The 23,698-nt window shown below is 56.6% G+C and carries 17 protein-coding genes and 1 pseudogene; 15 read left to right on the plus strand and 3 right to left on the minus strand.

Annotated elements, in window-relative coordinates:
- The first annotated feature begins 103 nt into the window (after positions 1-103).
- The 6 genes from ACRRQW_RS18930 to ACRRQW_RS18955 all read left to right on the plus strand — a co-directional run bounded on the left by ACRRQW_RS18930 (position 104) and on the right by ACRRQW_RS18955 (position 9,463).
- A complete protein-coding gene (locus ACRRQW_RS18930; RefSeq protein WP_438483187.1) occupies positions 104-817 on the plus strand; it encodes a hypothetical protein in 714 nt (237 codons plus the stop codon).
- Positions 814-1,365: a hypothetical protein gene (locus ACRRQW_RS18935; RefSeq protein ID WP_438483188.1), complete on the plus strand. Its 552-nt coding sequence runs from the start codon at positions 814-816 to the stop codon at positions 1,363-1,365. Before ACRRQW_RS18930 ends, ACRRQW_RS18935 begins: the two co-directional genes overlap by 4 nt.
- Complete coding sequence (locus tag ACRRQW_RS18940; RefSeq protein ID WP_438483189.1) at positions 1,362-7,859, plus strand: RHS repeat-associated core domain-containing protein; 6,498 nt, start codon at positions 1,362-1,364, stop codon at positions 7,857-7,859. The genes ACRRQW_RS18935 and ACRRQW_RS18940 overlap by 4 nt, the downstream gene beginning before the upstream one ends.
- Entirely contained in the window at positions 7,849-8,472 is a 624-nt protein-coding gene (locus tag ACRRQW_RS18945) for a DUF4272 domain-containing protein (RefSeq protein ID WP_438483190.1), read from the plus strand. Before ACRRQW_RS18940 ends, ACRRQW_RS18945 begins: the two co-directional genes overlap by 11 nt.
- A 200-nt stretch (positions 8,473-8,672) precedes the next feature.
- On the plus strand, positions 8,673-9,203 hold the full coding sequence (locus tag ACRRQW_RS18950; RefSeq protein ID WP_438483191.1) for a hypothetical protein: 531 nt from the start codon (positions 8,673-8,675) through the stop codon (positions 9,201-9,203).
- 113 nt (positions 9,204-9,316) lie between these two features.
- The gene (locus tag ACRRQW_RS18955; protein ID WP_438483192.1) at positions 9,317-9,463 is read left to right on the plus strand and encodes a hypothetical protein; all 147 of its coding nucleotides are present in this window, start codon (positions 9,317-9,319) and stop codon (positions 9,461-9,463) included.
- A 162-nt stretch (positions 9,464-9,625) separates the two neighbouring features.
- Here ACRRQW_RS18955 and ACRRQW_RS18960 read toward each other — a convergent pair whose 3' ends face one another.
- On the minus strand, positions 9,626-10,069 hold the full coding sequence (locus ACRRQW_RS18960; RefSeq protein WP_438483193.1) for a helix-turn-helix domain-containing protein: 444 nt from the start codon (positions 10,067-10,069) through the stop codon (positions 9,626-9,628).
- On the opposite strand from ACRRQW_RS18960, the pseudogene ACRRQW_RS18965 reads away from it, so the two are divergent.
- Positions 10,057-10,548, plus strand: a pseudogene (locus tag ACRRQW_RS18965) (ATP-binding protein); the annotation flags it as partial. The gene ACRRQW_RS18960 and the pseudogene ACRRQW_RS18965 sit on opposite strands and share 13 nt — an antisense overlap.
- 21 nt (positions 10,549-10,569) lie before the next feature.
- On the opposite strand, the gene ACRRQW_RS18970 reads toward ACRRQW_RS18965, so the two are convergent.
- Positions 10,570-12,036: a DUF3300 domain-containing protein gene (locus tag ACRRQW_RS18970; protein WP_438483194.1), complete on the minus strand. Its 1,467-nt coding sequence runs from the start codon at positions 12,034-12,036 to the stop codon at positions 10,570-10,572.
- Between the two features lie 115 nt (positions 12,037-12,151).
- Between ACRRQW_RS18970 and ACRRQW_RS18975 the strand changes: the two genes are divergently transcribed.
- From ACRRQW_RS18975 to ligD (ACRRQW_RS19010), 8 genes are all read left to right on the plus strand, one after another.
- On the plus strand, positions 12,152-13,027 hold the full coding sequence (locus ACRRQW_RS18975) for an MYG1 family protein (RefSeq protein WP_438483195.1): 876 nt from the start codon (positions 12,152-12,154) through the stop codon (positions 13,025-13,027).
- Between the two features lie 6 nt (positions 13,028-13,033).
- Positions 13,034-13,912 carry an MBL fold metallo-hydrolase gene (locus tag ACRRQW_RS18980; protein WP_438483196.1) on the plus strand — a complete coding sequence of 293 codons (879 nt, stop codon included), beginning with the start codon at positions 13,034-13,036 and terminating at the stop codon, positions 13,910-13,912.
- Between the two features lie 27 nt (positions 13,913-13,939).
- Positions 13,940-14,779 carry a sulfurtransferase gene (locus ACRRQW_RS18985; protein ID WP_438483197.1) on the plus strand — a complete coding sequence of 280 codons (840 nt, stop codon included), beginning with the start codon at positions 13,940-13,942 and terminating at the stop codon, positions 14,777-14,779.
- Between the two features lie 47 nt (positions 14,780-14,826).
- Positions 14,827-15,636: a fumarylacetoacetate hydrolase family protein gene (locus ACRRQW_RS18990; protein WP_438483198.1), complete on the plus strand. Its 810-nt coding sequence runs from the start codon at positions 14,827-14,829 to the stop codon at positions 15,634-15,636.
- A gap of 138 nt (positions 15,637-15,774) precedes the next feature.
- Positions 15,775-16,536, plus strand: coding sequence for a DUF4097 family beta strand repeat-containing protein (locus ACRRQW_RS18995; RefSeq protein ID WP_438483199.1), 762 nt, complete (start codon positions 15,775-15,777; stop codon positions 16,534-16,536).
- Positions 16,537-16,674: 138 nt separating this feature from the next.
- Positions 16,675-19,941 carry a DUF4450 domain-containing protein gene (locus ACRRQW_RS19000; RefSeq protein WP_438483200.1) on the plus strand — a complete coding sequence of 1,089 codons (3,267 nt, stop codon included), beginning with the start codon at positions 16,675-16,677 and terminating at the stop codon, positions 19,939-19,941.
- A 101-nt stretch (positions 19,942-20,042) separates the two neighbouring features.
- A complete protein-coding gene (locus ACRRQW_RS19005; protein ID WP_438483201.1) occupies positions 20,043-20,918 on the plus strand; it encodes a Ku protein in 876 nt (291 codons plus the stop codon).
- A gap of 18 nt (positions 20,919-20,936) precedes the next feature.
- Positions 20,937-22,643 (plus strand): non-homologous end-joining DNA ligase, encoded by a 1,707-nt coding sequence (gene ligD, locus ACRRQW_RS19010; RefSeq protein ID WP_438483202.1) that lies wholly within the window; start codon positions 20,937-20,939, stop codon positions 22,641-22,643.
- Here ligD (ACRRQW_RS19010) and ligD (ACRRQW_RS19015) read toward each other — a convergent pair.
- Positions 22,621-23,517, minus strand: coding sequence for a non-homologous end-joining DNA ligase (ligD, locus tag ACRRQW_RS19015; RefSeq protein WP_438483302.1), 897 nt, complete (start codon positions 23,515-23,517; stop codon positions 22,621-22,623). The genes ligD (ACRRQW_RS19010) and ligD (ACRRQW_RS19015) overlap by 23 nt on opposite strands.
- Positions 23,518-23,698 lie beyond the last annotated feature (181 nt).

Below are 23,698 nucleotides of genomic sequence, written 5' to 3' on the forward strand. Positions count from 1 at the left end.
GCTTGATTGCACGAATAACTATGATACCAGAACTCGGTAAGCAGACGGAAGTGGGCCCTTCGCGTCATATCTGCACACACAAATTCACACGCCCATTTTGTCTATGAAGAAGAGCATCTGCCTGCTTTCATGTTTATGCCTATTTACGGTCCGCTCGGTAGCTCAGCAGGAAGCTATTCCACGCTCCGTTGATCAAGTTATTGCTTCTCGCGGCGTGCAAGCTGGCGAAAAGACCGTTACTTACCGGAAAGTAGCCCCCCGAGTTAGGCCGGTGGCGAACATTACGGCGTCGGCGACGCGGACAGAGGCTTTATCCGCGCCCGCGGCAGTCATAGAAGACGCTATTCACACCACCACTATGACGCTGTTTTACTCGACGACGAGTGACAGCACCTCGGAGATTAGTTGGAGCGACCAGGACGGAGAACCTCATCACCTCTTCAGTAATTTGGACTTTGGCAACTTGCCTTCAATCTTAGCGTTCCAAGTCGAGAAAACGTATTACCTCTTCAGCTTCATGCCAGGACGCGCGCTAGCTAAGAGTGAGCGAACAATTGCAAATCTCGTCGAAAAATCAGCAACGGAACAGCTGTCCCGCTCGAGCAAATACGATTTCCTTGTGCCCAAGTCTGAGAAATCCAACGTCAAGGAGGCAGACGTCGATGCTTTAGCGGTTTTACACGCTTACTATACCGTGAACTACGCTAAGCTAGTTGAGGACAAAGCTCGTCGTGAGGAAGATTTCATCAAACAACAAGCGGATGATGAGAAAGCTCGGCGCGCGCCCGTCACAATCAATTATTGGAGGAGCAAGTGATCAAAAATAATACGGCCATGAGCATCAGCGCGAAGATGAGGTTATTTCTACTCTTCGTCGGCATAAGCCTGATTTCATTTCCACGCGTGATCGCTCAGTCAGCTGGGGATCCCGACAACGGGCAAACTGTCGTCTATAATTCAACCACTGAAGACTACGACATCTCTTGGTGGGGCTACTCGGGGCGCACTTATTTTATTCAGCACTCACTCGATTTGCTAACTTGGACACACCTGAGCGAGATCTCAACCGGTGGTGATTCGATCATTACTATTAGTATGGAATCTCCTGCAGCGAATAATTTCTGGAGGATTTCCTCAATAGATAAGGTGTCATCAAATCCGGGAGCGGCGGATTTCGATGGTGACGGACTCAGCAATTCGGCCGAGATTTCTTATGGCACAGATCCGTTGAAAGCAGATACCGACGGCGATGGCGTCCCTGACGGTGTCGAATACCAGCTTGGGACAAATCCCAAGTCCTCAATTTCGAACACAAGCGATCCCACAAATAGCCTTGCATTGAAAGTTCACACACCGACCGGATGAAAAAGATATTTTTTTTAACGATCCTAACCTGCTTAACACTTAAGGTTCATGCTCAAATAGAACGAGTCTACGGAAATGCCGTTCCGGTGCAATTGTGGCTCGTGGGCGAGATGGCTGCTCAAGAGTCCCTTGGCGGATGGAAGTTAGAGACCGACGGATACTTTTTGCCGTCGACGCCAGGCGGCAGCGACGGAGTGAAAAACATTTTTAAATATCAGACATCTAGTTGGCCCAACGTTCAGGAGACGACCGCCGACTTTGGGACGGTTCGCGTGACTCCATACAAGCCGGTAACGATAATGGTGAATGCTCAATATCTGTTGAGCCTAGTCGCGAACGTCACCGCTCCCCAGGGTTATCGCGTAAAGATAGAAGGCAGCATAGGAACCGGAGGAGACAGTTTTTCGGGGAGTAGCACGCGACTAACCTACGCAAACTCTGAGCAGAACATCGCGACCAACGGGACGATTACGTTCAGCGTCGAGCCTGTTTCCCAACAGGGTTCGCCAAGCCCCGCCGGAACCTCTACCTCCCTCATCCCCGGGCGCATGGAATGGCGCCTTTCAATGGGAGCTAGTCTCAATGGTGAATCTGCCGGCGAGTTAGTGCTAATGGATCCTGCCGACGGAGATAACTGGAACCTCATATTTAACACCAATTCACTTTCGCTCGTCGAACAATATAAAGAAGCCAAATACATGGGTGCTTCCCTGATAGGAGGAAAGTATTATCAGCTATATCTCTCGAACGAGGCTGCAGTCAGGATCGACCAACGGACCGATGCCTTCGAGGTGGCTTTTTTCACCCCGGCGCAACTCACCATCACAGAGCCGCTCATTCACACTTATACCGGAGAGCCGTTTGTGACATACCTCGTTGAAAAGGGGTCTACGGATACATCCATCATAATCACTCAAACCACACGAAATGTCGCCAATGCGACGTCGACTGGCCTGTCTGCCGCGACAACCAAAACTACCACAATGACAAGAACCGGCACTGCTCCCGAGTTCACATGGGAAGTGCAAGACTGGACGAAAGATGGCGAAACCGCTCTGGTCGTGCATGAAGCTGTCGTCACGACCAATTCTTCCGGAGATCGCGTGGTCACCTATAAAACAAAAGGGCCAGGAACCAGCGGCATCGTTGCGCTTACTTCTATCGAAACCTATCACAATTACCCTTGGGGAGAATGCCTCCTTTCGCGTGAAGTCGGTTCAGAGCTGGGTCTCACATCAACTTACGATTACTACGACAATTTGGGCGCTTCGCACCTCTATGGTCGTCCCAAAAGCAAGTCTGCGTCCGACGGAGGCTGGGAGTCCTACGTCTATGCGAGCACAACCACAAATCGTTTTGCGGCTAGTATAGTCAGTCAGCGAAACCGCCCCTGGCAGACGTTAGGCGAATCCATCACAACCAACGTCAATGAGGCGGAATCTGCAACTTTTAGCTATACCGAAGACGTTTTCGGCTATCCGACTCGCCCGGGCGGCATGTATCGCAAGATCGGCGGCGTGGAGGTAGAAAGGATGATCACGACATATTCTTCAGACGGAACCTTTGGTGGCATGAACATGTTCAAGGCCATTCGGAAGAACTATGTTCACTACGAAAATTACAACAGCGAATCGCTGACCACAACCACACGATATTTTCGGGAAGACACAATAGACCCTTTTTATCGCAACAAAGCCCACGCCGTCACCCTGTCTGACGGAACTAAAACTTCCTACGTCTACCAAAGGGGAACTTGGAACGGCACCAGCTTTTCTCCTTCAGCGAGCAATGGGATTACGCCTGCGGCTGGTAGTCGTCTCGTTACTATTCACGGGACAGTTAGCACCGGCGATTCATACACCGAATACGACGGTGGAAACGTCTCCGAGGAGAAATATGACGTCGACGACGTTTCACTGGTCACTGGAAAATCCTCAATGGATGTTGAGATTCGAAACTCGCGGGCCCAATTGGCGCGCACAGAGCGACACATTTGGAACGGCTCTAGCGACAAATGGCAGCTAGTCGGATACACCAACTATACTTACGACTTCTTTGGTCGTCTGGAAAAGACTGAAGACAGTATGGGGCGGATTGCTGATTGCGGATATAATGGCTTCGAACTGACTTCAAAAACGGATGCCGAGGGAATTTCGGTGAGCTACACCTATGACGCCGCCGGGCGTGTGGATACCGCAACTAAGGCCGCAGCCACAGGGATCACCGCGTTGACAACGAAATTCGGATATGATGCGTCCGCGCATATCACTTCCGAGCGAATCGGCTGGACCAGCGCATCTCCAGCACCCGAGCAACTGGTGACCCTGCGTGCTTTCGATACCGCGGGGCGCCTTACCAGTGAAACGCCTGCGGGCTTGGGTCAAGTTACGCACGACTATGACGTTGCCGCCCGAACCCACACAGTAAACCGCCCGCACTCCAGCTCTGCTGTGGAAACACAGTATCGGGACGGAACCATCAAGTCGATGACCGGGAGCGGCGTCGTGCCAGTATATTATGAGCGCAGCGTCGAAACCAATGGGGATATCACATATCTTGTTAAGGGCGGTTTAGAATCTGCGACTACATCACGTTGGAGTAAGACGACTCGCGATTGGCTCGGGCGAGTGGTCAGCACTGAGCGCCCCGGCTTCTCGAAAAGCTCGCAGGCCAACTTCGTTGAAACAAACACTTACGCGAGCGGCACCGATTGGCTGACTAAGACCGTCAAAACAGGCTTATCCCCTTCCCTCTATGCTCACGACGCTTTCGGCGAAGTAACGCTATCGGGTCTTGATGTGACTGCCACCGACACTCTGGTTCTCGCCTCAAATGACCGTGTCACGAGTCAGGACACCACCGTTCAGCATCTAACCGGAGAATGGTGGTCGGTCACAGAGGTTAAAACTTACCCGATCGATAACAATGACACTCCGGTCACGACCACAACGAAGACCAAGTTGACTGGCATGCCCACGGGACGCATTTCGGAAATTGTTGAAATCGACGCGGAATCGAACGAGACTACGCGAATCACACAAACCAATCGGTCGACAAAGACGACCACGATTACGACAATTGGTGACGGCGGATATTCGATCATAGAACAGAAGTCAGTAAATGGTTTGCCTACATCTGTAACTTCGCGCGACGGGCTTACCACAACCACTCAGTATGATGACCTTTCGCGAGCCTCAGTCATAACTGATTCGAGGGCCAACACCGCTACGTCTGTCTACTATACGGGATCTCCATTGATTGAAAAGACCACTACTGCGGTAACGTCCGCGGTTAACGCGGTCACGACTAATGCCTATGACGATCTCGGTCGCGTCAAATGGAGCAAAAATGCCGCGGGAAAGTATACTCGCTTCGACTACAACCCTCGCGGGCAAGTGCTCTACCAATGGGGTGATGCGACGTATCCCATTGCCTACGGATACGACGCTGATTTTGGGGATCGCACCTCGATGAAAACCTACCGCGCAGCGCCAAGCGCGGATAGCACAACCTGGCCGACTGTCGGCACACCGGATACTACCGCATGGATTTATGATGGGGTCAGCGGTTTGCTCTGGAAAAAGCAGGACGCCAAGGGAGAAATTGTCGAACTAGACTATAACTCGCGCGGCCAAATCTCGTCGCGGAAATTGGCACGGACCCTCTCCTCCTCCAGCGAGAAGTTGAAGGTATCATACGGCTACTACGACACGACTGGAGAGCTTCACACAGTTTCCTACAACGATTCCACTGAAACGGTCCCCACTGGCGGCTTAACATATGGGTATACGCGCGCGGGTCGCGTTAGCACCGTCAGCGACGCCACCGGTAGCCGCTCTTTTAACTACGATAGCTCGAAGCCATGGAGACTATCTTCGGAGGCGCTCTCATCATTCTACGGCTCTAAGCAGATCACGCAGCTATACGAGGACTCCAATTCATCGAGCGCGACTTTTGGGTCATACGCGGTCGGAACCCGCAGGGGGCGGCCAGTCGGGTTCGAACTCGGCACTAGTCTTGATTCGGACAGTGACCTCCACCAACACTACACCTACTCAAATCTGCACCGTCTAGTTGGCGTGACATCACGCACTGGCAGCCTCGCGGGACAGGATTTTATTTATAGTTATACAGCTTCTTCGGGGCTGTTGGACGGATACACGGCCGGCAATCTCACTATCTCACGCGATTATGAGCCAAAGCGTGATGTGCTCGCTCGAATCGAAGCCAAATGGTCAGGCAGTTCACTAACGCGTTTCGATTACACCGCCGATATTCTGGGGCGCCGCGAAACAGCAAAGCAGAGTGGCACAGCTTTCGCGGATTACTTTCCTAGCAGTTACACCAGCGTCTTCCATCACTACGCTTACAACTCCAAGAACGAACTACAGACGGCAGCCTCGTATCGAGGAGATACTATTCCAGCCGTAGGATCCGCACCTTCGTCGACAAACGAGTTACCAGGCCGGAGATTTGAGTATCGCTACGACTCCGTTGGTAATCGGCAGACTGCCGGCGCGACCGGGAGCGCATCCACTTCTGATGACGAGTACAGTACCAACGGAGTGAATCAGTATACTTTTAAAGAAAATAATGCCCTGCGAGTCATTGGAACCGTTGGCACCACCGCCAACACGAAAGTGGCTGTGGATGGTGCAGCTACGACCATCCTGAAAGATCGCACATGGGGTGCACAGATCGCGCGTGGCAGCACAGAGCCCGCTCGCAATGGCTCAGTAAACATCTTCACCGCGATAGTCGGCGGAGGCACAGCGGGAGCTGATCTCGTCGGGAAAAAAACGCGTTCCTATTTAGCGCCGCCTGCGGCGCAAGACTTCAGCTACGACCCGGACGGTAACCTTAAGGGAGACGGTCTTTGGACCTACATTTATGATGCGGAAAATCGTCTGAGGATGATGACGAGCACCTTGGCTGCTGAACCGGGGAACACTCGCCATCAGATCGAATTCCTCTACGATTATCTCGGCCGCCGCGTGCAGAAAACAGTCACTAATCTCGACACTAGCGCAGTCGTCACTCGCCGCTTCCTCTACGATGGCTGGAATTTGGTCGCTGAACTAAACGCTGGAGGAACACAACTTGTCCGCAGTTACGCATGGGGGCTTGACCAGAGTGGCACCCTTGATCGCACAGGTGGCATTGGCGCCTTGTTACGGATCACATATTACTCTGCGGGATTACCTAGCTCCAACTACTACCCTGCCTACAATGGCAATGGGGACGTCTCGTGCCTCATTGACGCGAGCACGGGAGCATTGGCCGCAGTTTACGAATACGATCCTTTCGGTGATCAATTACGTGCCGAAGCGCTGAATCCAATCGTCGCAGATAACCCTTTCCGATTCTCAAGTAAATATTGGGACAATGAGAGCGGACTGAGTTACTACGGATATCGCTATTACAATCCTAGCCTAGGTCGATTTATCAATCAGGATCCTGTCGGAGAGTCAGGTGGTGCCAATCTCTATGGATTCGTCGGCAACAATGCGATCAACCAAACAGACTATTTAGGAATGGTGGTTATCGATACAATCATTCTCGATCCTTTCCAAGTGACCGGAAAGAAACCGACCGGAACCGAAGCGCCAAGCATAACTCTACAAGGGTGGGCTTGGACAATTTCAGCTAATTTCATTGGAAGTTACAGAAAGTGGCTTAACCCCGGGCTAAGTGACGGCAATGGCTTCCCTGCTCAATATACTCTTCCCACTGCTTTCGAGAAAAATGCCCTTGAAATAAAAATTGGCGGAGCTTCACGATTTCCTAACGCTAGACATCCTGCATTACAATCAGATAGATCCGCGATTATAGCTAGCATAGAAAGTGCACAAAAAAATTTACGCGCGCTTGCTCGAGAAGCAAAAGCCAAGGGCGACACTCGCGCTTACAGTGAAGCTATTTATCGAGCCGAAGAGCTAGAGGGCCACAAAGTTTTGATTAGAAACCCACTCACCGAGGGGGATCTTAGCGAGCTCAATCGATTACGAGCGTTTTACGGTGAATTTCAACAGGCCTCCACCGGAGCGAAGTTTGTGATGGTGTTCCTTCATTATCCACCAGCTCAATTAGCGGCACTCGAAGTATTACTGCCCGTTATAGGTAAACTTTCAGCCGCAGAAACAACAGCGGCGCGGACGAACTTCCAAGTTTACGAGGTGCTGTCCGAAAGAACGGTTAGCGGAACGACGCGCGCGGCTCATCGGGCAGCGGCTAACCGTGCGTTGTTGAACCAGCTAGATAACAGCCCGGAGTTAGCGAGTATGTTCAAACAACAGCTCGACATTGACATAGGCGCGGCCATGCGCCTGGGTAAGAGCGGTCCGTTGAATCCTCCGGGCACCGTCTGGCACCACCCAGTAGATAATCCCAACGTCGTCCAGTTGCTTCGACAGCTAGAGCATACGAATCCGGCCTTGCAGCCAGTGTTGCACCCGCAAGGAATCGGCGGCTTTGGCACCTTTTATGGACCTTAAGCAGATTAGAACTCAGTCGCTTAGCATTGCGGCCAAGGTTGGGATCAAAATGCCAGAAACTTTGCCGCTGCTCGACGACGGAATGCCCACGCGGCCGACGGCTGACGCGGTCAATCGACTGCTCACGTTGACTGCGGTCGCGGCGGCTTCGTATGGCTTCGATAAGGCAAAGGCGTTAGCATGGCTAAAACAGGAGAAGATAGACGACTTACTCACGCCCACGGAATCGAAGTTCCTCGTTGCAGGTGAAGGAAACCCCCAAGCGTTCCAGATGCAAATCGAAGGAATGTGGGCCCTCGCGTGGGCACTAAATATGGTTCCGCAGCTTGATTTTTGGAAGGACTGCGACGATCGTTTTGTGGCGACGCTGCCCAACTTGAAAATTAGCCAGAGCGGCGCGGATTGGTATAGCAAAGCGAGGATACGTGCAGCGGATGAAATCGTCGCGTCGTGTGACTTGGCTTACTGCCTACATTGGTGTGTCCGCCAAGCTCAGTTGGAGGGGAAAACGCCTCCCGGTAGGTTGAAAGCCCATGTCGTTACGGAGCGCCGTCGAGCTCTTGAATGGCTGCTCAGCGAAGATAATTGGGACACTGTTTCGCTAGACACATAAGGCCGGTGCCGCCGGAGCGGGAGCGACCTTTGCGCTGTACCTAGCCCGTTGCGCCGCTGGATTTATCCAGCCGTGAAATTATCACCCGCCCGAACCAAAGCCGCTGCCAGCGGCATGACGGCTTCGAGCGAGCGCTCGGGATCGCCTCGACGAGCTTGCCGAGGCGCGCCTAGGACGGCGACACCGGCGGTCGGAAAGGCATGCGTCAGCCGCTCCGGCGGCTCGTCGCCTTAGGTGGCGCTCGATTCGAGCGTGTAGTGGCAGAGCTGTGCGACGGGAAAGCTGGTGAGCAAATGCGCGATGAGGTGGAAATCGACAAAGAGCGCCATCGCGCGTCCCGATGTTGGCGCAGGAGTGCGTCCCATAGTTACGAAGTTGCGTCGAATTATCCACTAGCCGCAGAGAGTGGAGCCGCTCGAAAAACGCGTTTGTTCCGCGCTGTTGAAGGCGAAGAGCTGAAAGACGTGTTGCGATACGGCGACTATGACATCTATCGGAACTCGACATTTAAGCGGTTCGCGTTCGATGAAGGTTTGCTTGACGCCTTCATAAAACCCAATCCGGGAAGGAACTACACGGAGACTTTTATAGATATTCCGACCGAAAAAATCGACTTCATGAGCCGTCACGGTGACCCCGGTGGCGTGGGCAAAGCCATCGGTATCGATGTCTTCGAAAATCCTCAGTTCTACGACTGGCTCAAGGGCGTGAATGTCCTCGGCCCCAGGTAAAACATGCAACTTTCATCCGTCAGAGCGAGAGTCCGGTTTTGTCACCATCGAAAGGAGGGCGAACCCTCATGCCAGTTGGGAGCGGATATGCGCCATACATCCGAACTTCTTCATTGAAAGAAGGACTTGCGATCAGAGTTTACGGGCTACCGGCGAGCGGCAGCTTCGATGCGGAATACAGCGCGGAGCTTGAGTTGAGTTATCATCCGCGAGTCGACTACTCAGCGCTCAACTCTGGTGATGAGTTTAGCCTGATCTAAGGAGTAAAGGTGATTGGTTCAGGCATCATCCTATCGGCAGTCTTCGCGAAAGCAGTGGGGCGACTCAGAAAGGATAGTCGTTCGCAACGTCCTCAATGATTCTTTTCACTGCAACGTAGTGAAACACAGATACATTATTGTGTCTTACATATACTAATCTACTCAGATAAATGCGAAACAGCCACTAACTGCTGCAAGGCGTGCTTTAAGCTTTGGTTGAGGTTTCCTCTCTCCGCGTTCCCATCTTGCCAATGTCGATACGTCGACGCCCAACCGGGCCGCGAAGTGAGACTGCGACCAGCCATGACCTTCTCGATACCAAACGATCAGCTTAGGCAGCTTGCTTGGTCTAGGCCGGGGGTCGTAGCCGATGAACCTGAGAACGGCAGGGATGAACGGCAGCTCCACAGTGCCATGCGCTTTCTCCCAGTTCACCATTGTCGACGTCGTGACTCCGATTTCCGCAGCTACGTGCTTCTGAAACAATCTGCGATCCATACGGCATTTTTTCAAATGCTCACCGAGAGTTCTAGGCTCAATCGCACATCGGAGGATAGCAGGCTTTGGTGCAGCAAGCGTCAACTGACAGATTGGCAACGCATCCATGCCCCTGCGGGTATCTGGGAGATTCGAAACACGAGTGCCGTTGCTCGCCGCCGCAGATCCAGCGTTACCGCGCGCGCATCAGTGGGCCGCTGCTCGACCGCATCGACATCCATATCGAGGCACCCGCGCTTTCGATCGCCGAACTTCGGAACAACCAACCCGGGGAAACCAGTGCCGCTATTCGCGAACGCGTCGAGGCCGCGCGCCAGATCCAACTCTCCCGTTTCCACGGCAGCCGCGTGACCGCTAACGCCCGCATGCCCGCCTCGCAGCTCAAAAAATTTTGCGCCATCCACTCCTCGCTCGGCGACTTGCTTCAGCAAGCCATGGAGCAACTTTCCCTCTCCGCCCGCGCCTACGATCGCATATTAAAAGTCGCCCGCACCATCGCCGACCTCGCCGGCAGCGAAAACATCGAATCCCCACACCTGCTCGAAGCCATCCAATACCGCTCCCTCGACAGAAACGTTTTCTATTAACGTGCGCGGGAAATCCGGCAGCTACCGCTGTTCGCGTTCCGGAGTCTCGCGTGTCGAATCAAGCGGACGTCGACCGTTCACTGCGGATGAGGAATCAGACGATGACGACGAAGGTGGCGGGGCGCGCTCCACGCGCGGCTCGGGACGATAAGAGCGTTCGGGAGCGGAACTCGGCTCGGAGCGTGGCATCGATTGACGTTCTTGCCGAATCTCGGAGCGCGGTTCAGGGCGATTTTCTCGCGGCATGCCGGTGCGACCAGTCGGCGGTGGCGAGGAACGTTCGCGTTCCGGGCGCGGCTGAATCGTCGTCGTTTGCGCTGGCGAGTTTGCATCAGAACGCGGCTCGCCTTGATCGATCCGAGGCTGGCGCGAGCGCTCTGCCCGCGGAGTGCGGTTGGCGTTGGCGGGAGCGTTCTGAGAATTAATTTCTGCAATCGCGGTCGCGGGCACGCCGCTCACCGACGGCGAAGTTTGCGGCACAATTTGTCGTGGCGAACCGGAACGATGCGGCATGCCGCCGTTGGGACGTTGCGAGCGATTGTTAACAGGCGCGTTTGCCACCGGTTGCACGGTGTCGCCCGTCGCAGAATTCAAACGGCTGCGCGGCATTTCCGCGCGGCGCGGAAAAGGCGCCGGGCGCGAAATTTCACGGTGCACATGGCCGGGATTCGAATCGTAACGCGGCCCGCGCGGATAACCCGGGCGCGGACGCCATGGTTGAAAATGCGGATCGCCCCGATAATCCGGACGATGATAGGTGCGGTTATGCACGTAGCGATTGTCCCAATAAGTGCGGCGATAACTCGGCTCGACGCACCACACGCGACGATGATGCCAGTCCACCCCGTAACCCAGCCACCACCCAGTCGAATAACCGATGCCGAACGTAATAAACGGGTCCGACACATACCGCACGCGTTCTACATACACGACCTGAGGATCGTAATAAGGCACGTAAATCACGTCCGGTTCAGCGGGCGCGATCACGATGCTCTCATCTTCCACGATCACCTTTTGCTGCGGCGTATCAACGAGCGACCCGTTGGCTTTCGCCTTCGCGCGGAGGCGTTGCACGGAATTCATGACGTCGGCGGGCTGAGCGGAAAACGCTTCGCCCATCTGCTTCGTCCACGCGAGATTCGTGTCCATCCACTTCACGATATCCGGGTAACGCGCGAGCGACTTCACGCTGTCGTCCCATGGTTCGTTTTCGACCTCGTCGATTTTACCGCCGTCATTGAGAAAGCGCGCCGCGAGCACGATGTCGGAAGGCACCGTGGATGCCGGCAAAATCAGCGCGACGAGCGCGTCGGGATAGAGCGCGATTGGCCCGAGCAATTCGTCGAGCTTGGCCGGCGGCTGTTGCGTCGTCACTGCTTTCGCGGCGACATCAGCCGCAGGCGTGGCGCCTTGCGCGGTCTTTTCGTCCTCGGCAAACACCGGCGCAGCCACGATCAGGGCCAGACACAGGGAGAATGGGGATTTCATAGGGGATGGTTGGTAACATGAATTGAGACGTCCGATTCGCAACTTAGTTGCCCGCTCCAGCCTATAATTTTTCCCTCGCTTTCCAGCGGTTTCCGCACGCCATTCTGGGACTTTCATGGCTCAAATTTCCACGATTCTCACGCATCCCGGCGGTGCCCACAAAGACGAATTTCTCGCCTGTAGCGTGCTCCTCTCGCTGCATCCGGTGCCGATCGTGCGCCGCGAACCCACCGCCGACGACTTGGCGGATGCCGCCACGTGCGTCGTAGATGTTGGCCATGAACACAATCCGGAGCGCAACAATTTCGACCACCACCAACTCCCCAAAGATCACCCGCCGACCTGTTCGCTGTCGCTGGTGCTCCAGCATCTTGGCCTTTATGAAGACGCGAAGCAATTTTGCGACTGGCTGGAATCCGCCGAGTGGTTCGATTGTCGCGGCGCGATCAGCACCGCAAAATGGCTCGGCGTCTCGCCGGACGTGTTGCCGAAACTAAATTCGCCCATCGATATCACGCTGCTGCGCCGCTTCGCGCTGGCCAAACAAGTCGTGCCCGGCGATCCGCTTTGGGAAATGATGCGCATGATCGGCGAAGACCTGATCAACTACGTCAAAACGCTCCGCGAGCGTATCGACTTCATCGGACGCCATGCGGAAATCTGGACGCTCGATCTCGCGGGTCAGCCGGCGAAAATTCTATTTCTCCCCCGCACCGAACCGCTGCCCGATGAACCTTCCTTTGGCATCGAACACTATATCGAAGATCGCGGCCTCACCGCAGAAATCGTCGGCATGGTGTATCCGGACCGCCGCAGCACCGGTTACGGGCTGACGCGCTTTCGAGACAATGCGCGCCTCGACTTCACCCGCATCAATCAAGAATCCGACGTGCATTTCGCGCACGCGCGCGGCTTCGTCGCGAAAACCTCCGCGCACGAAATCTCGCGGCTCAAAACGCTCGTGAGCCAGGCCGGCGTGGCAGTGAAGTAACTCGCGATGCCGAAGCTGCGGTTTATCTGGAAAATGATTTTTGACGGGCGCGGCGCGCCCGCCGCTCCGACCTCGCGTCCGCAATCGCAAACGTGGCCCGACGATGCACTCACCGGCAGCTGTCTCGGCCATTCGACCGTGCTGCTGAATTTCCACGGTCTGCGCATCCTCACCGATCCGGTGTTTTCCAAACGCGTCGGACCCGGCGTGCCACCGCTCATTCTCGGGCCGAAGCGATATCTGCGCCCAGCGTTAGGCGTCAAAGAATTCGCCGCGCCCGACGTGATTGTGCTCAGCCACGCGCACTTCGATCACCTCGATCGCTGGAGTTTGCGAAAATTTTCTCGCGATACGATCGTCGTCACGGCGCGAGCCACGAGCGATCTGGTTCGACGTTTTCATCGCGTGCACGAACTGGATTGGGGCCAGAGCATCGATTTGGAAACACGAGTCGGCGCGCTGCGTGTCACCGCGTTGGAAGTGAATCATTGGGGCGCGCGCATGATGCGTGACGAGTATCGTGGCTATAACGGCTACCTCATAGAACGCGCGGGCCGCTCCGTGTGTTTCGCGGGCGACACGGCTTACACCGCAGCCTTCGCGCGTTTGCGCGAAAACGGTCAGTCACCTGATTTGATGCTGATGCCGATCGGCGCTTATGACCCATGGATCCGCGCCCATTGCGACCCGGAGCAGGCGGTCGCCATGGCCGAACAAGCCGGCGCGCGTAGCTTCGTGCCGATCCACCACCAAACGTTTAAACTCAGTAGCGAGCCCATGAACGAACCCGCTGCACGCCTCCACGCCGCTTTCGCCGGACAAAAACGCCGCATGCAACTGCTCGCCCTGAACGTCGGGGAAACTTTTACCGTGCCGCCGCGCTGATTTCGCGGCTACCCTGACCATTCGTCGATGTCTTCAATCGTTAACATTTCCACCTACCGTTTCACGCCGCTCGATGATTTGCCTGCGTTGAAACAACGCTTGCTCGGAATCTGTCTGGAACACGGACTGCGCGGCACGATTCTGCTGAGCACGGAAGGCATTAATCTTTTCGTCGCGGGCCGCCGCGAGTCGATCGATACACTGCTGGTCGCGATTCGCGCCATCGCGGGATTGGAAACACTTACGCCGAAGGAGAGCTTGAGCGACGACCAGCCGTTCAATCGCATGCTCGTGAAAATCAAGAAAGAGATCATCGCGTTCGGCGTGGATGGCGTCGATCCCGCGCGCAATCCCACGGCCAAGCTTTCCGCACATACGCTCAAGCAATGGCTCGACGAAGGCCGCCCCGTCACGCTGCTCGACACGCGCAACGATTACGAAGTAAAGCTCGGCACCTTTCATGGCGCCGTGGCGGCGGGTATCGAAAACTTCCGCGATTTTCCCGCGTCCGTCGCGAAGTTGCCGGAAGCGCTTAAAGAACAACCGGTGGTCATGTTCTGCACCGGCGGCATTCGTTGCGAAAAAGCCGGCCCGTTCATGGAGAAAGTCGGTTTCAAGAACGTGCATCAACTCGACGGTGGCATCCTGAAATATTTCGAAGAAGTCGGCGGCGCGCATTACGAGGGCGAATGTTTCGTCTTCGACAAACGCGTGGGCGTGGATCCCGAATTACGCGAAACCGACACCGAGCTCTGTTTCCGCTGCCAGATGCCTGTCACCGTCGCCGAACAAGCCGACCCCCGCTATGTGCCCGACGTTTCCTGCCCTCACTGCTTTAAAATGCTGCCTGTATTCACTGCACCGTAGTTGACGCCTCGCGCTCCTCTGCAAAATAATCCCTTCCCACCTTTTTCATGAAAATCATCCGCTACTCCGACTCCACCGGCACTATTCACCACGGCGCTCAACAAGCTGACGGTTCCGCCCTCCGCATCTCCGGCGACATTTACGGCCAACATTCCGTTACAACCGAAAAAGCCGACGTAAAAAAACTGCTCGCGCCCATCGCTCCCGCCCAAGTGCTCTGCATCGGCTTGAACTATCGCCAGCACGCCGCCGAGACCGGCGCAAAAATTCCCGAGCGCCCCATCCTTTTCGTCAAAGGCGTGAACACGGTGCAAAATCCCGGCGACGCCATTGAACTCCCCGTGAAACTCGCAAGTCACGAAGTCGATTACGAATGCGAGCTCGCGATCGTCATTGGCCGATCCTGCAAAAACGCCACGCGCGAAAATGCCCTGAGCTATGTGCTCGGCTACACGTGCGCGAACGACGTCTCTGCGCGCGACTGGCAAATCAAGTTCGGCGGCAGCCAATGGTGCCGCGGCAAAACCTTCGATACCTTCGCCCCCCTCGGTCCGTGCCTTGTGACCGCCGACGAAATCCCTAATCCGAATACGCTGCGCATCTCGACCGTGCTCAACGGCGAACGCGTGCAGGATTCGAACACGAGCGACATGATTTTCGACGTGCCCGCGATTATCGAATTTCTCAGCGGCAGCACGACGCTGGTGCCTGGCACCGTCATTCTCACCGGCACACCGCAAGGCGTCGGCATGGCGGCCAAACCCACGCCACGCTGGCTCAAATCCGGCGACAGCGTGACTATCGAAATCGAAAAGATCGGTGCTCTGGCCAATCCGGTCATCAACGAGCGCGTCTAACCTCCGCCCATCGATCAAATCCCAAGCCCGCTTTTACCGCGGGCTTTTTTTATGGCCGTTGCCGGCGAATTTTTCCTGAAACTTTTCGTGCGTTGCCGGGTTATCATTTCAGAACCACCCAACTGCCATCTTCATCCCATGAACATTTTCACTTCTCGCTTTTCCGCCTTGGTCGCCTCGAGCCTGCTCATCGCCGCTGCGGCCCACGCCGCCGTGACCGAGACATTTAAACAAAATTATCCGCTCAATGCCACCGGCGCCATCCGCCTCGACAACGTCAATGGCAACATCGAGATCACGACATGGGACAAAGCCGAAGTTGCGCTCGAAGCGGTTAAAAGTGCCAAGGATGAGGAGAAACTGAAACGCATTTCCGTCGAGATCGACACCCAGCCCGGCACTCTTTCCATCAAAACAAAATACGCGAAGCCAACCGGATTGAAGTTCAACAACGTCGAAGGCTCCGTGACCTACAAGCTCACCGTGCCCGCCGGCGCCACGCTCGAAAAAATCGACGCCGTCAACTCCGAGGTCACCATCGCCGGCGTAAAAGGACGCGTGAATGTCGACGTCGTCAACGGTCGCATTAATGCGAGCGATCTCGGCGGCACCACCAAACTGGAATCCGTCAACGGCACCATCAACGTGGCTTTCGCTTCCTTGGAAAATGTCCAGACGGTCGATCTCGAATCTGTCAATGGTCGCGTCACCGTGGCTCTGCCGAAAGGCGCCAACGCGAGCATCGACGCCGAGACCGTCAACGGCCGCGTCAACGTCGATCAAGCCATCAAGCTGTCGAAATCCGGCCGGCGCTCCCTACGCGGCGACCTCGGATCCGGCGGGCCCAAATTCGAAATCGAAACCGTCAACGGTAGTATCTCCATCACGGAAACCAAGTAAGCCGTTAGTCCATTTCTACACCGGTGAGGCGGGATCAATCGATCCCGCCTTTTCCTTTTTCAAGAGAGCCACGCATTCAGACTGTCCGCGCATTCCTCGCTCGCGCCCGCCACGTCGCGGACTTCACTCGGCTTGCCCATGAGATTCGTTACCCCTGTCCTGCTCGGCGTCCTCGGCTTGTTTTCAATCATCTCCGCGCCGGCGCAACCATTCAGCGCGTCGCAGCGACAACCGAATCTCCGTGGACAACTGGAGCGTCCGCTGCGCTACACCCCGGACAACGGCGATTTCGTGATCCGCAACGGCGGTGAATTTTTCAACCGCCCGCTCTACGGCGGCAACACCGCCTTCCGCGTCGACGCCGGCGACAAACCTGAATTCGCGCTCTACTTGCCGGGTCGCGGCGGCAACTTGCGCCTCGGCATCCGCACGACTGACGGCCGCGCCCGCTGGCTCAACGATGCCGCAGAAATTATCGCGCGCTACCGCCCGGGTTCGATGCTCTACGAAATCCGCGATCCACTTCTTGGCGACGATGGGCGGCTCACACTCACCTTAATCGCACCCGCGACCACGGAAGGAATCATCGTGCGCGTCGAAAGCCGCGACATCTGCGCAGGCCTTGAACTCATCTGGGCTTACGGCGGCGCCAACGGTAAACGCGGCAAACGCGACGGCGACATCGGCACCGAAAATGTGCCGATCAGCGAATATTTTCAGCTCAAGCCCGAGCATTGCGCGGGCCAGACATTCGCTATCACCGGCAGCAATTTTTCACTCAAAACCCCAAATGCCACGCTCGCCGGTATCATGCCTGCCGGAAGCCAACTCCACATCGGCGACGCGCAGGCGTGGAGCTACGGCGCGGCGATCCTTGCATCGAACACTTCTGCCACCGCGCCTGTCCTCGTCGGCCGAGCGGCCTTCCCTGCGAACACCACGCTGCACCTCGCGATTCAACGCGTTTCTCCGTCTCTCGCGACTGAACTCGCCGACTACCTCGCGGTCACCGATCGCACAAAAGAGTCTGTCGAAAAAGCTCCCGCTTCGGCGACAGCATTACCGATTTACCGCGTCGATGATTTGCCGCGCACCTTCACGGCGGCCGAAACGCACTTCGCAAAACTCCGCTCGCAAATTCGCGTCGAAACGCCCGATGCCTTTCTCAACGCCGCCGTCGGCGCGCTCAATGTCGCCGCCGATGCCATTTGGGACGAACCGCAAGGTGCGGTGATGCACGGCGCGATTGCGTGGCGCTCACGTCTCCTTGGCTGGCGCGGGCCTTACGCGATGGACGCACTCGGCTGGCACGATCGCGCGCGCCGCCACCTGAGCTATTGGGCGACGCGTCAGAACACTGCGGCGATTCCCGAGCGCATTCCGCCGCCCGACGAAAACAGCAATCTCGCGCGCAGCGAAGTCGCCTTGCACAGCAACGGCGACCTCTCGAATTCGCACTACGACATGAACCTCGTCTACATCGACGCCGTGTTCCGTCACTTGCTCTGGACGGGCGACCTCACGTTTGCGCGTGAGCTATGGCCGGTCATCCAGCGTCATCTCGCCTGGGAAAAACGTCTTTTTCGCCGCGAGTTCACCACGAATGGCGAAACGCTGCCGCTCTACGAAGCCTACGCCGCGATCTGGGCGAGCGACGACCTGCAATACCACGGGGGCGGCGTCACCCACGCGTCGGCTTACAATTTTTATCACCACACGACGGCCGCGCGTGTCGCGAAATTACTCGGCGAAGACGCCACGCCCTACGAACGCGAAGCCGCACTCATTGCGCGAGGCATGCGCGCACATCTCTGGCTCGAGGGCCCTGGCACGTTTGCGGAATTCAAAGACTCACTCGGACGCCAACTCGTTCACCCGAGCGCAGCCTTATGGACAATTTACCACACGATCGATTCCCACGCAGCCACTCCGCGCGAAGCCGGGCGCATGGTCGATTACGTAAAACAAAATTTGCCCGCGCTTCCCATCCACGGACCGGGTGTGCCGAATGACGCCGAGTATCACGTTTACGCGACGACAAATTGGATGCCTTACGAATGGTCGATCAACAATGTCGTCATGGGCGAAAATCTGCACACCGCGCTCGCGTTCTGGCAAGCGGGCCGTCCGCAGGAAGCGTGGGAACTCACCAAAGGTTCTCTCCTCGCCGCGATGTTCATGGGGATTTGTCCCGGCAATGTTGGCTCGATGTCGTATCTCGATGTTTACCGCCGCGAGTCGCAACGCGACTTCGCCGACGGCTCCGGCGTGACGTCGCGCGCCATCGTCGAAGGACTCTTCGGCGTCCGCCCCGACTTGCTCGACGGAACGCTGCGCCTCGCGCCCGGATTTCCGGAAGCATGGGATCATGCGTCGATCGCACACGGCGATTTCGAATTTGATTACCGACGCTCTGGAGCAAGGGAAACCTTCAAGGTTGTCTCAAAGTTTACGCGACCGCTCAAACTTCATATGCAACTTCCCGCTCACGGTCGCAGCGCGCAGGTAAACATCAACGGTGTCCAGGTCTCCGCCCAAATCGAAGAGGATGGTTCGCTGATTGTGCAACCCGCGTCAGTCGCGGATCGCTACGTGATCGAAGTCATCTGGCAAGGGGCCAAACGCTCGCTCGTCGTGACGAGCGCACCGACTCCAAACTCCGAATCGCCTGCGCAGCCCGCCTGGCTCGAGCCGATTTCTCCGCAGGCCACATTTACGCCGGTCGATTTGCAGTCCGCGTTTAACGACCGCGTCACGCAAATCTTCCGCAACGAATACCGCGCCCCGCGCTCGAAATTCGTCTCACTCGCGCTGCCCAAGCAGGGCCTCGGTGGCTGGGCCGGGAGTTTCGCAGCGACGGCGGAAATCGACGACGGCGGCCTGCGCCGCGCGGGTGAAGTCAAATTGACCAATGGCGTGGTGTTCAAAACCCCAGCCTCTCCCGACGCCCCCAACGCGCTCTTCACTTCCCACTGGGAAAATTATCCTATCGAAAAAACCGTGTCGCTCCACGGCAGCGCTTCCGCCGTTTACTTGCTCATGGCGGGTTCGACCAACTGGATGCAGAGCCGCATCGACAACGGCGAAGTCATCGTCACCTACACTGACGGCACGACCGACCGCCTCGCGCTCCGTAATCCGGAAACCTGGTGGCCGATCGAACAGGACTATTTCATCGACGATTATCAGTTTCGACACGACGCACCGCGTCCGTGGCGGGTCTCACTCAAGACCGGCGAAGTCTACAGTTCAAAAGGCGTCGGTGCGAAAATCCCCGGCGGGGCCGCGACCGTCCTCGCGCTTTCGCTCGATCCAAAAAAACAGCTCCACTCGCTCACGGTCCGCGCGCTGGCCAATGAAGTCGTCATCGGACTCCTCGCCGCCACGCTTGTGAGCGCGCCGTGAGTTCCCCATCCGGTAAATGCCGGATGCGGTGTTCAGCCTTTTAGCGACACATTTTCCCCCGGCGACGGAACTGCTTTCGAACCGAGGCGGTCGTTGTTGCCATGGCCTCGCGAAAAAAATCCTCCACCGCTCCCTCGTCCGATGAACCTCGTGAAGGCGCGCGCGCCATCTGGAAAGGGTCGATCAGTTTCGGGCTGGTCAATATCCCCGTTTCCTTGAAAGCCGCGACGCGGCGCGAAGAACTTAAATTTCGCCTGCTGCGCGCAAAAGATTTAAGCCCGGTAAACTACAAGCGTGTCGCGCAAGTCGACGGTCGCGAGGTCCCGTGGGATGAAATCGTGAAGGGTTACGAATATCAGAAAAACAAATTTGTGGTGCTCAAAGACGACGACTTTAAGCGCGTCGACATCGAGGCCACTCAGACGATCGACATCATGGATTTCGTGCCGCTAGACGAGATCAACCCGATCTACTTCATGCGACCGTATTACCTCGAACCACTGCGCGGCGGCGGAAGCGCGTATGCGTTGCTCCGGGACGTGCTTTCTCAAACTGGCAAAACCGGCATCGCGAAAGTCGTAATCAAAACTCGCCAGCACCTTGCCGCGATCAAAGCGAACGGCCAGGCGCTCGTCCTCGAACTGATGCACTTCGCCGATGAACTCGTGAGCAGCAGCACAATTCACATGGGCAAGGCCAAGACTCCGTCGAAGCGTGAGATCGACATGGCGCGCACGCTCGTCAGCCAGATGACGGAGAAATGGGATCCGAAACGCTATAACGACGATTACGCATCGGCCTTGATGAAGCTCATCGATCGCAAAATCGAAAGCGGCGGCAAAGAGCTTCCCGAAAAAGTCACGGCACCCAAAGCCGCGTCCAACGTGGTCGATCTCGTCGCTCTGCTGCAAAAGAGCCTCGACGATTCTGGCTCAGGTCAAAAGGCCACCGGCAAGAAACGCCGTAAGGCCGCGTAGTTTTTATCCCGTCTTGCCATGGCCAAGCGAGCGTCCGCCTCAAACGCGCATCCCCGGCTCGCGACGTATCATCGCAAGCGCAGGCTCGCGCAGAGTGGTGAACCCGCCGGCGGTCGAGCGGCCCAAGCCTCACCTTTTCCAACTTACGTCATCCAGAAACACGACGCCACGCGGCTGCACTTTGATTTTAGGTTGGAGATGGAGGGAACGCTCCGCTCTTGGGCTGTGCCGAAAGGCCTGCCCACCCGCATCGGGCAGCGCGTGCTCGCGGTGGAGGTCGAAGATCATCCGCTCGACTACGGAAAATTTGAAGGCGTGATTCCCGAGGGAAATTATGGCGCAGGCCCTGTGATGCTCTGGGATCGCGGCATCTACACCGTTGGCGGCGGAGACCCGGTGCGCGCCTATCGCGAAGGAAAAATTCACCTCGGTTTGGTCGGCGAAAAATGCCGCGGCGAATGGACACTCGTGCGTCTCAAGGAGAAAGAAAAAGACAACGACCGTCACAACTGGCTGCTCCTCAAAAATCGCGACGCCAACCCGAAAAATCCCGGCGTAAGCAAAACGCATCGCGAGATGTCCGTGCTCTCCGGCCGCAGCATGGATGAGATTCGGAGCGGCCAGCAAGCCCGCCACGCCCCTGTGCCCAAACCGGAGAAGCCCGCAGCCGCTCGGCGCACGTCTAAAATCTCCGTAGCTTCCACCGAGCCCACCGCCAACGCTGAATTCATCGAGCCGATGAAGGCGCTCGCAGTCGATTCGATCCCCGAAGGCGACTGGCAACTCGAGTTGAAGTTCGACGGCTACCGCGCGCTTGCGGTCATAAAAAACGGCGAAGTAAAGCTCTGGTCGCGCAACCGCATTTCGCTTTCGGCCGATTATCCCGAGGTAATCGCCGCGCTTAAATCGCTCACGTGCGAACAAGCCGTGCTCGATGGCGAAGTCGTGGCGGTTGATGCCAACGGGCATTCGCGCTTTCAATTACTCCAGAATCGTTCGGAAGGCCCGCGCCCGCCGATTCACTATTACGTTTTCGATTTACTGAGTCTGAATGGGCGCAGCCTCCTGAAAACGCCATTGGAAGAGCGGCAATTTTTACTGCGGGCGCTATTGCCGAAGAAGCACTCCGGCGTGGTGCGAATCTCTCCTTCTTTTGACGTCAAGCCCGCGGCTTTGCTCGACCAAGTTCGGCGGCTTGGCCTGGAAGGCATCGTCGCCAAACGGCTCGGTTCAACTTACGAGCCCGGGCGCCGCTCCGGCGCATGGCTTAAGTGTCGCGTGGCGCGCGAGCAGGAATTCGTGATCGGCGGCTACACGCCGCCGCAAGGCGGGCGCAATTACTTCGGCGCATTGCTTGTGGGCTATTACGAGGGTAAACGCTTCCTCTACGCGGGCAAAGTCGGCACCGGCTTCAACGAACGTTTGCTCGCTTCACTACATCACTCGTTCGAAAAAATCCGCAGCGACAAATGCCCGTTCGTCAACCTGCCGCTCACCCACGCCTCACGGTTCGGCACGCCGATGAACGCTCGCACGATGAAGACAGTTCAGTGGCTGAAACCAAAACTGATTTGTCAGGTGCGCTTTGTCGAATGGACGCATGACGGACTGCTGCGTCAGCCGGTATTCCTCGGATTGCGCGCCGACAAACCCGCCGTCGAGGTGGTGCGCGAAGCGGAGGCTACACCGGGGAGACGCCGCATCAAAGCGTCTGCTTCAAAGTAAGCACCGGCGCGAACAGGTCGCCGTGTTTTTTAACCCGCGCGAGCAGTTGTGCCGGGGTGAAACGAAACGTCGCAGGTTTTTTCTGCATCAAAGGCGAAGCGACTTCCGTCCACTTCAATGGAGTCGACACGCTGGGTTCCGCTTTCGCGCGGAGCGAATACACGGCGACAGTCGTTTTATGGTCATCGTTCTGGCTCCAGTCGATGAGCACTTTTCCCCGTCGCAGGGATTTGCGCATGTTAGTGACCACTCTTTCCGGATGGTCACGCATCACCGCTTCGGCGATCGCCAGCGCGGCGGGCTTCGTGCGTTCGTAGGAAATCGGTGTATTGAGCGGCACGTAAACTTGCAGGCCTTTCGAGCCGGACGTTTTGGGAAACGCTTTTAGTTTTAAAATCGCCAGTTTCTCGCGGAGCCACAGCGCCACTTGCGCGCAGTCCGCGAGATCCGCGCCTTCGCCGGGGTCGAGATCAAACACCATCGCGGTCGGTCGTTGCACGGCGCTGGCTCTCGCGAGCGAAATGTGCAACTCGAGCGCGGCGAGGTTCGCCATCCACACGAGCGTCGCGAGGTTGTTCGCGAGGCAGTAACAGGTCGTGTCTTTCTTCCCGTGTTTCGAACTGATGGTCGCGGTCCTCACCCATTTGGGCCGGTGATCCGGGCAGTGTTTTTCGTAGAAGAAAAATTTCTCCACGCCGTCCGGATAGCGCTTCATCGTTAACGCGCGCCCGTGCAGGTGTGGCAGTAACACGTCACCGATCGCGATGTAGTAACGAATCACCTCACCCTTGGTAAACCCCGTGTCGGGATAAAGCACCTTGGTGAGATTCGACAGGGCCAGCGTGTGGCCCTCGATGATGAGTTCGTTCGACATCGCCCATTCCGACCAGGCGCCGGCAGAGGAGTTGCGAACTACCGCCCAGATTACCTCGGTTGGCCCCATCGGAAGTTCACCCCGTCGCTCAAGAAATCGTCCCGAAAGCGGGACGTCATAATTTCATTTTCAGGCGATTCACCGAGCTGCCGCCCGATCGAATTATTCCCTAACCATTGAA

This window comes from Oleiharenicola lentus (assembly GCF_051660365.1).
Classification (GTDB): Bacteria; Verrucomicrobiota; Verrucomicrobiia; order Opitutales; family Opitutaceae; genus Lacunisphaera; species Lacunisphaera lenta_A.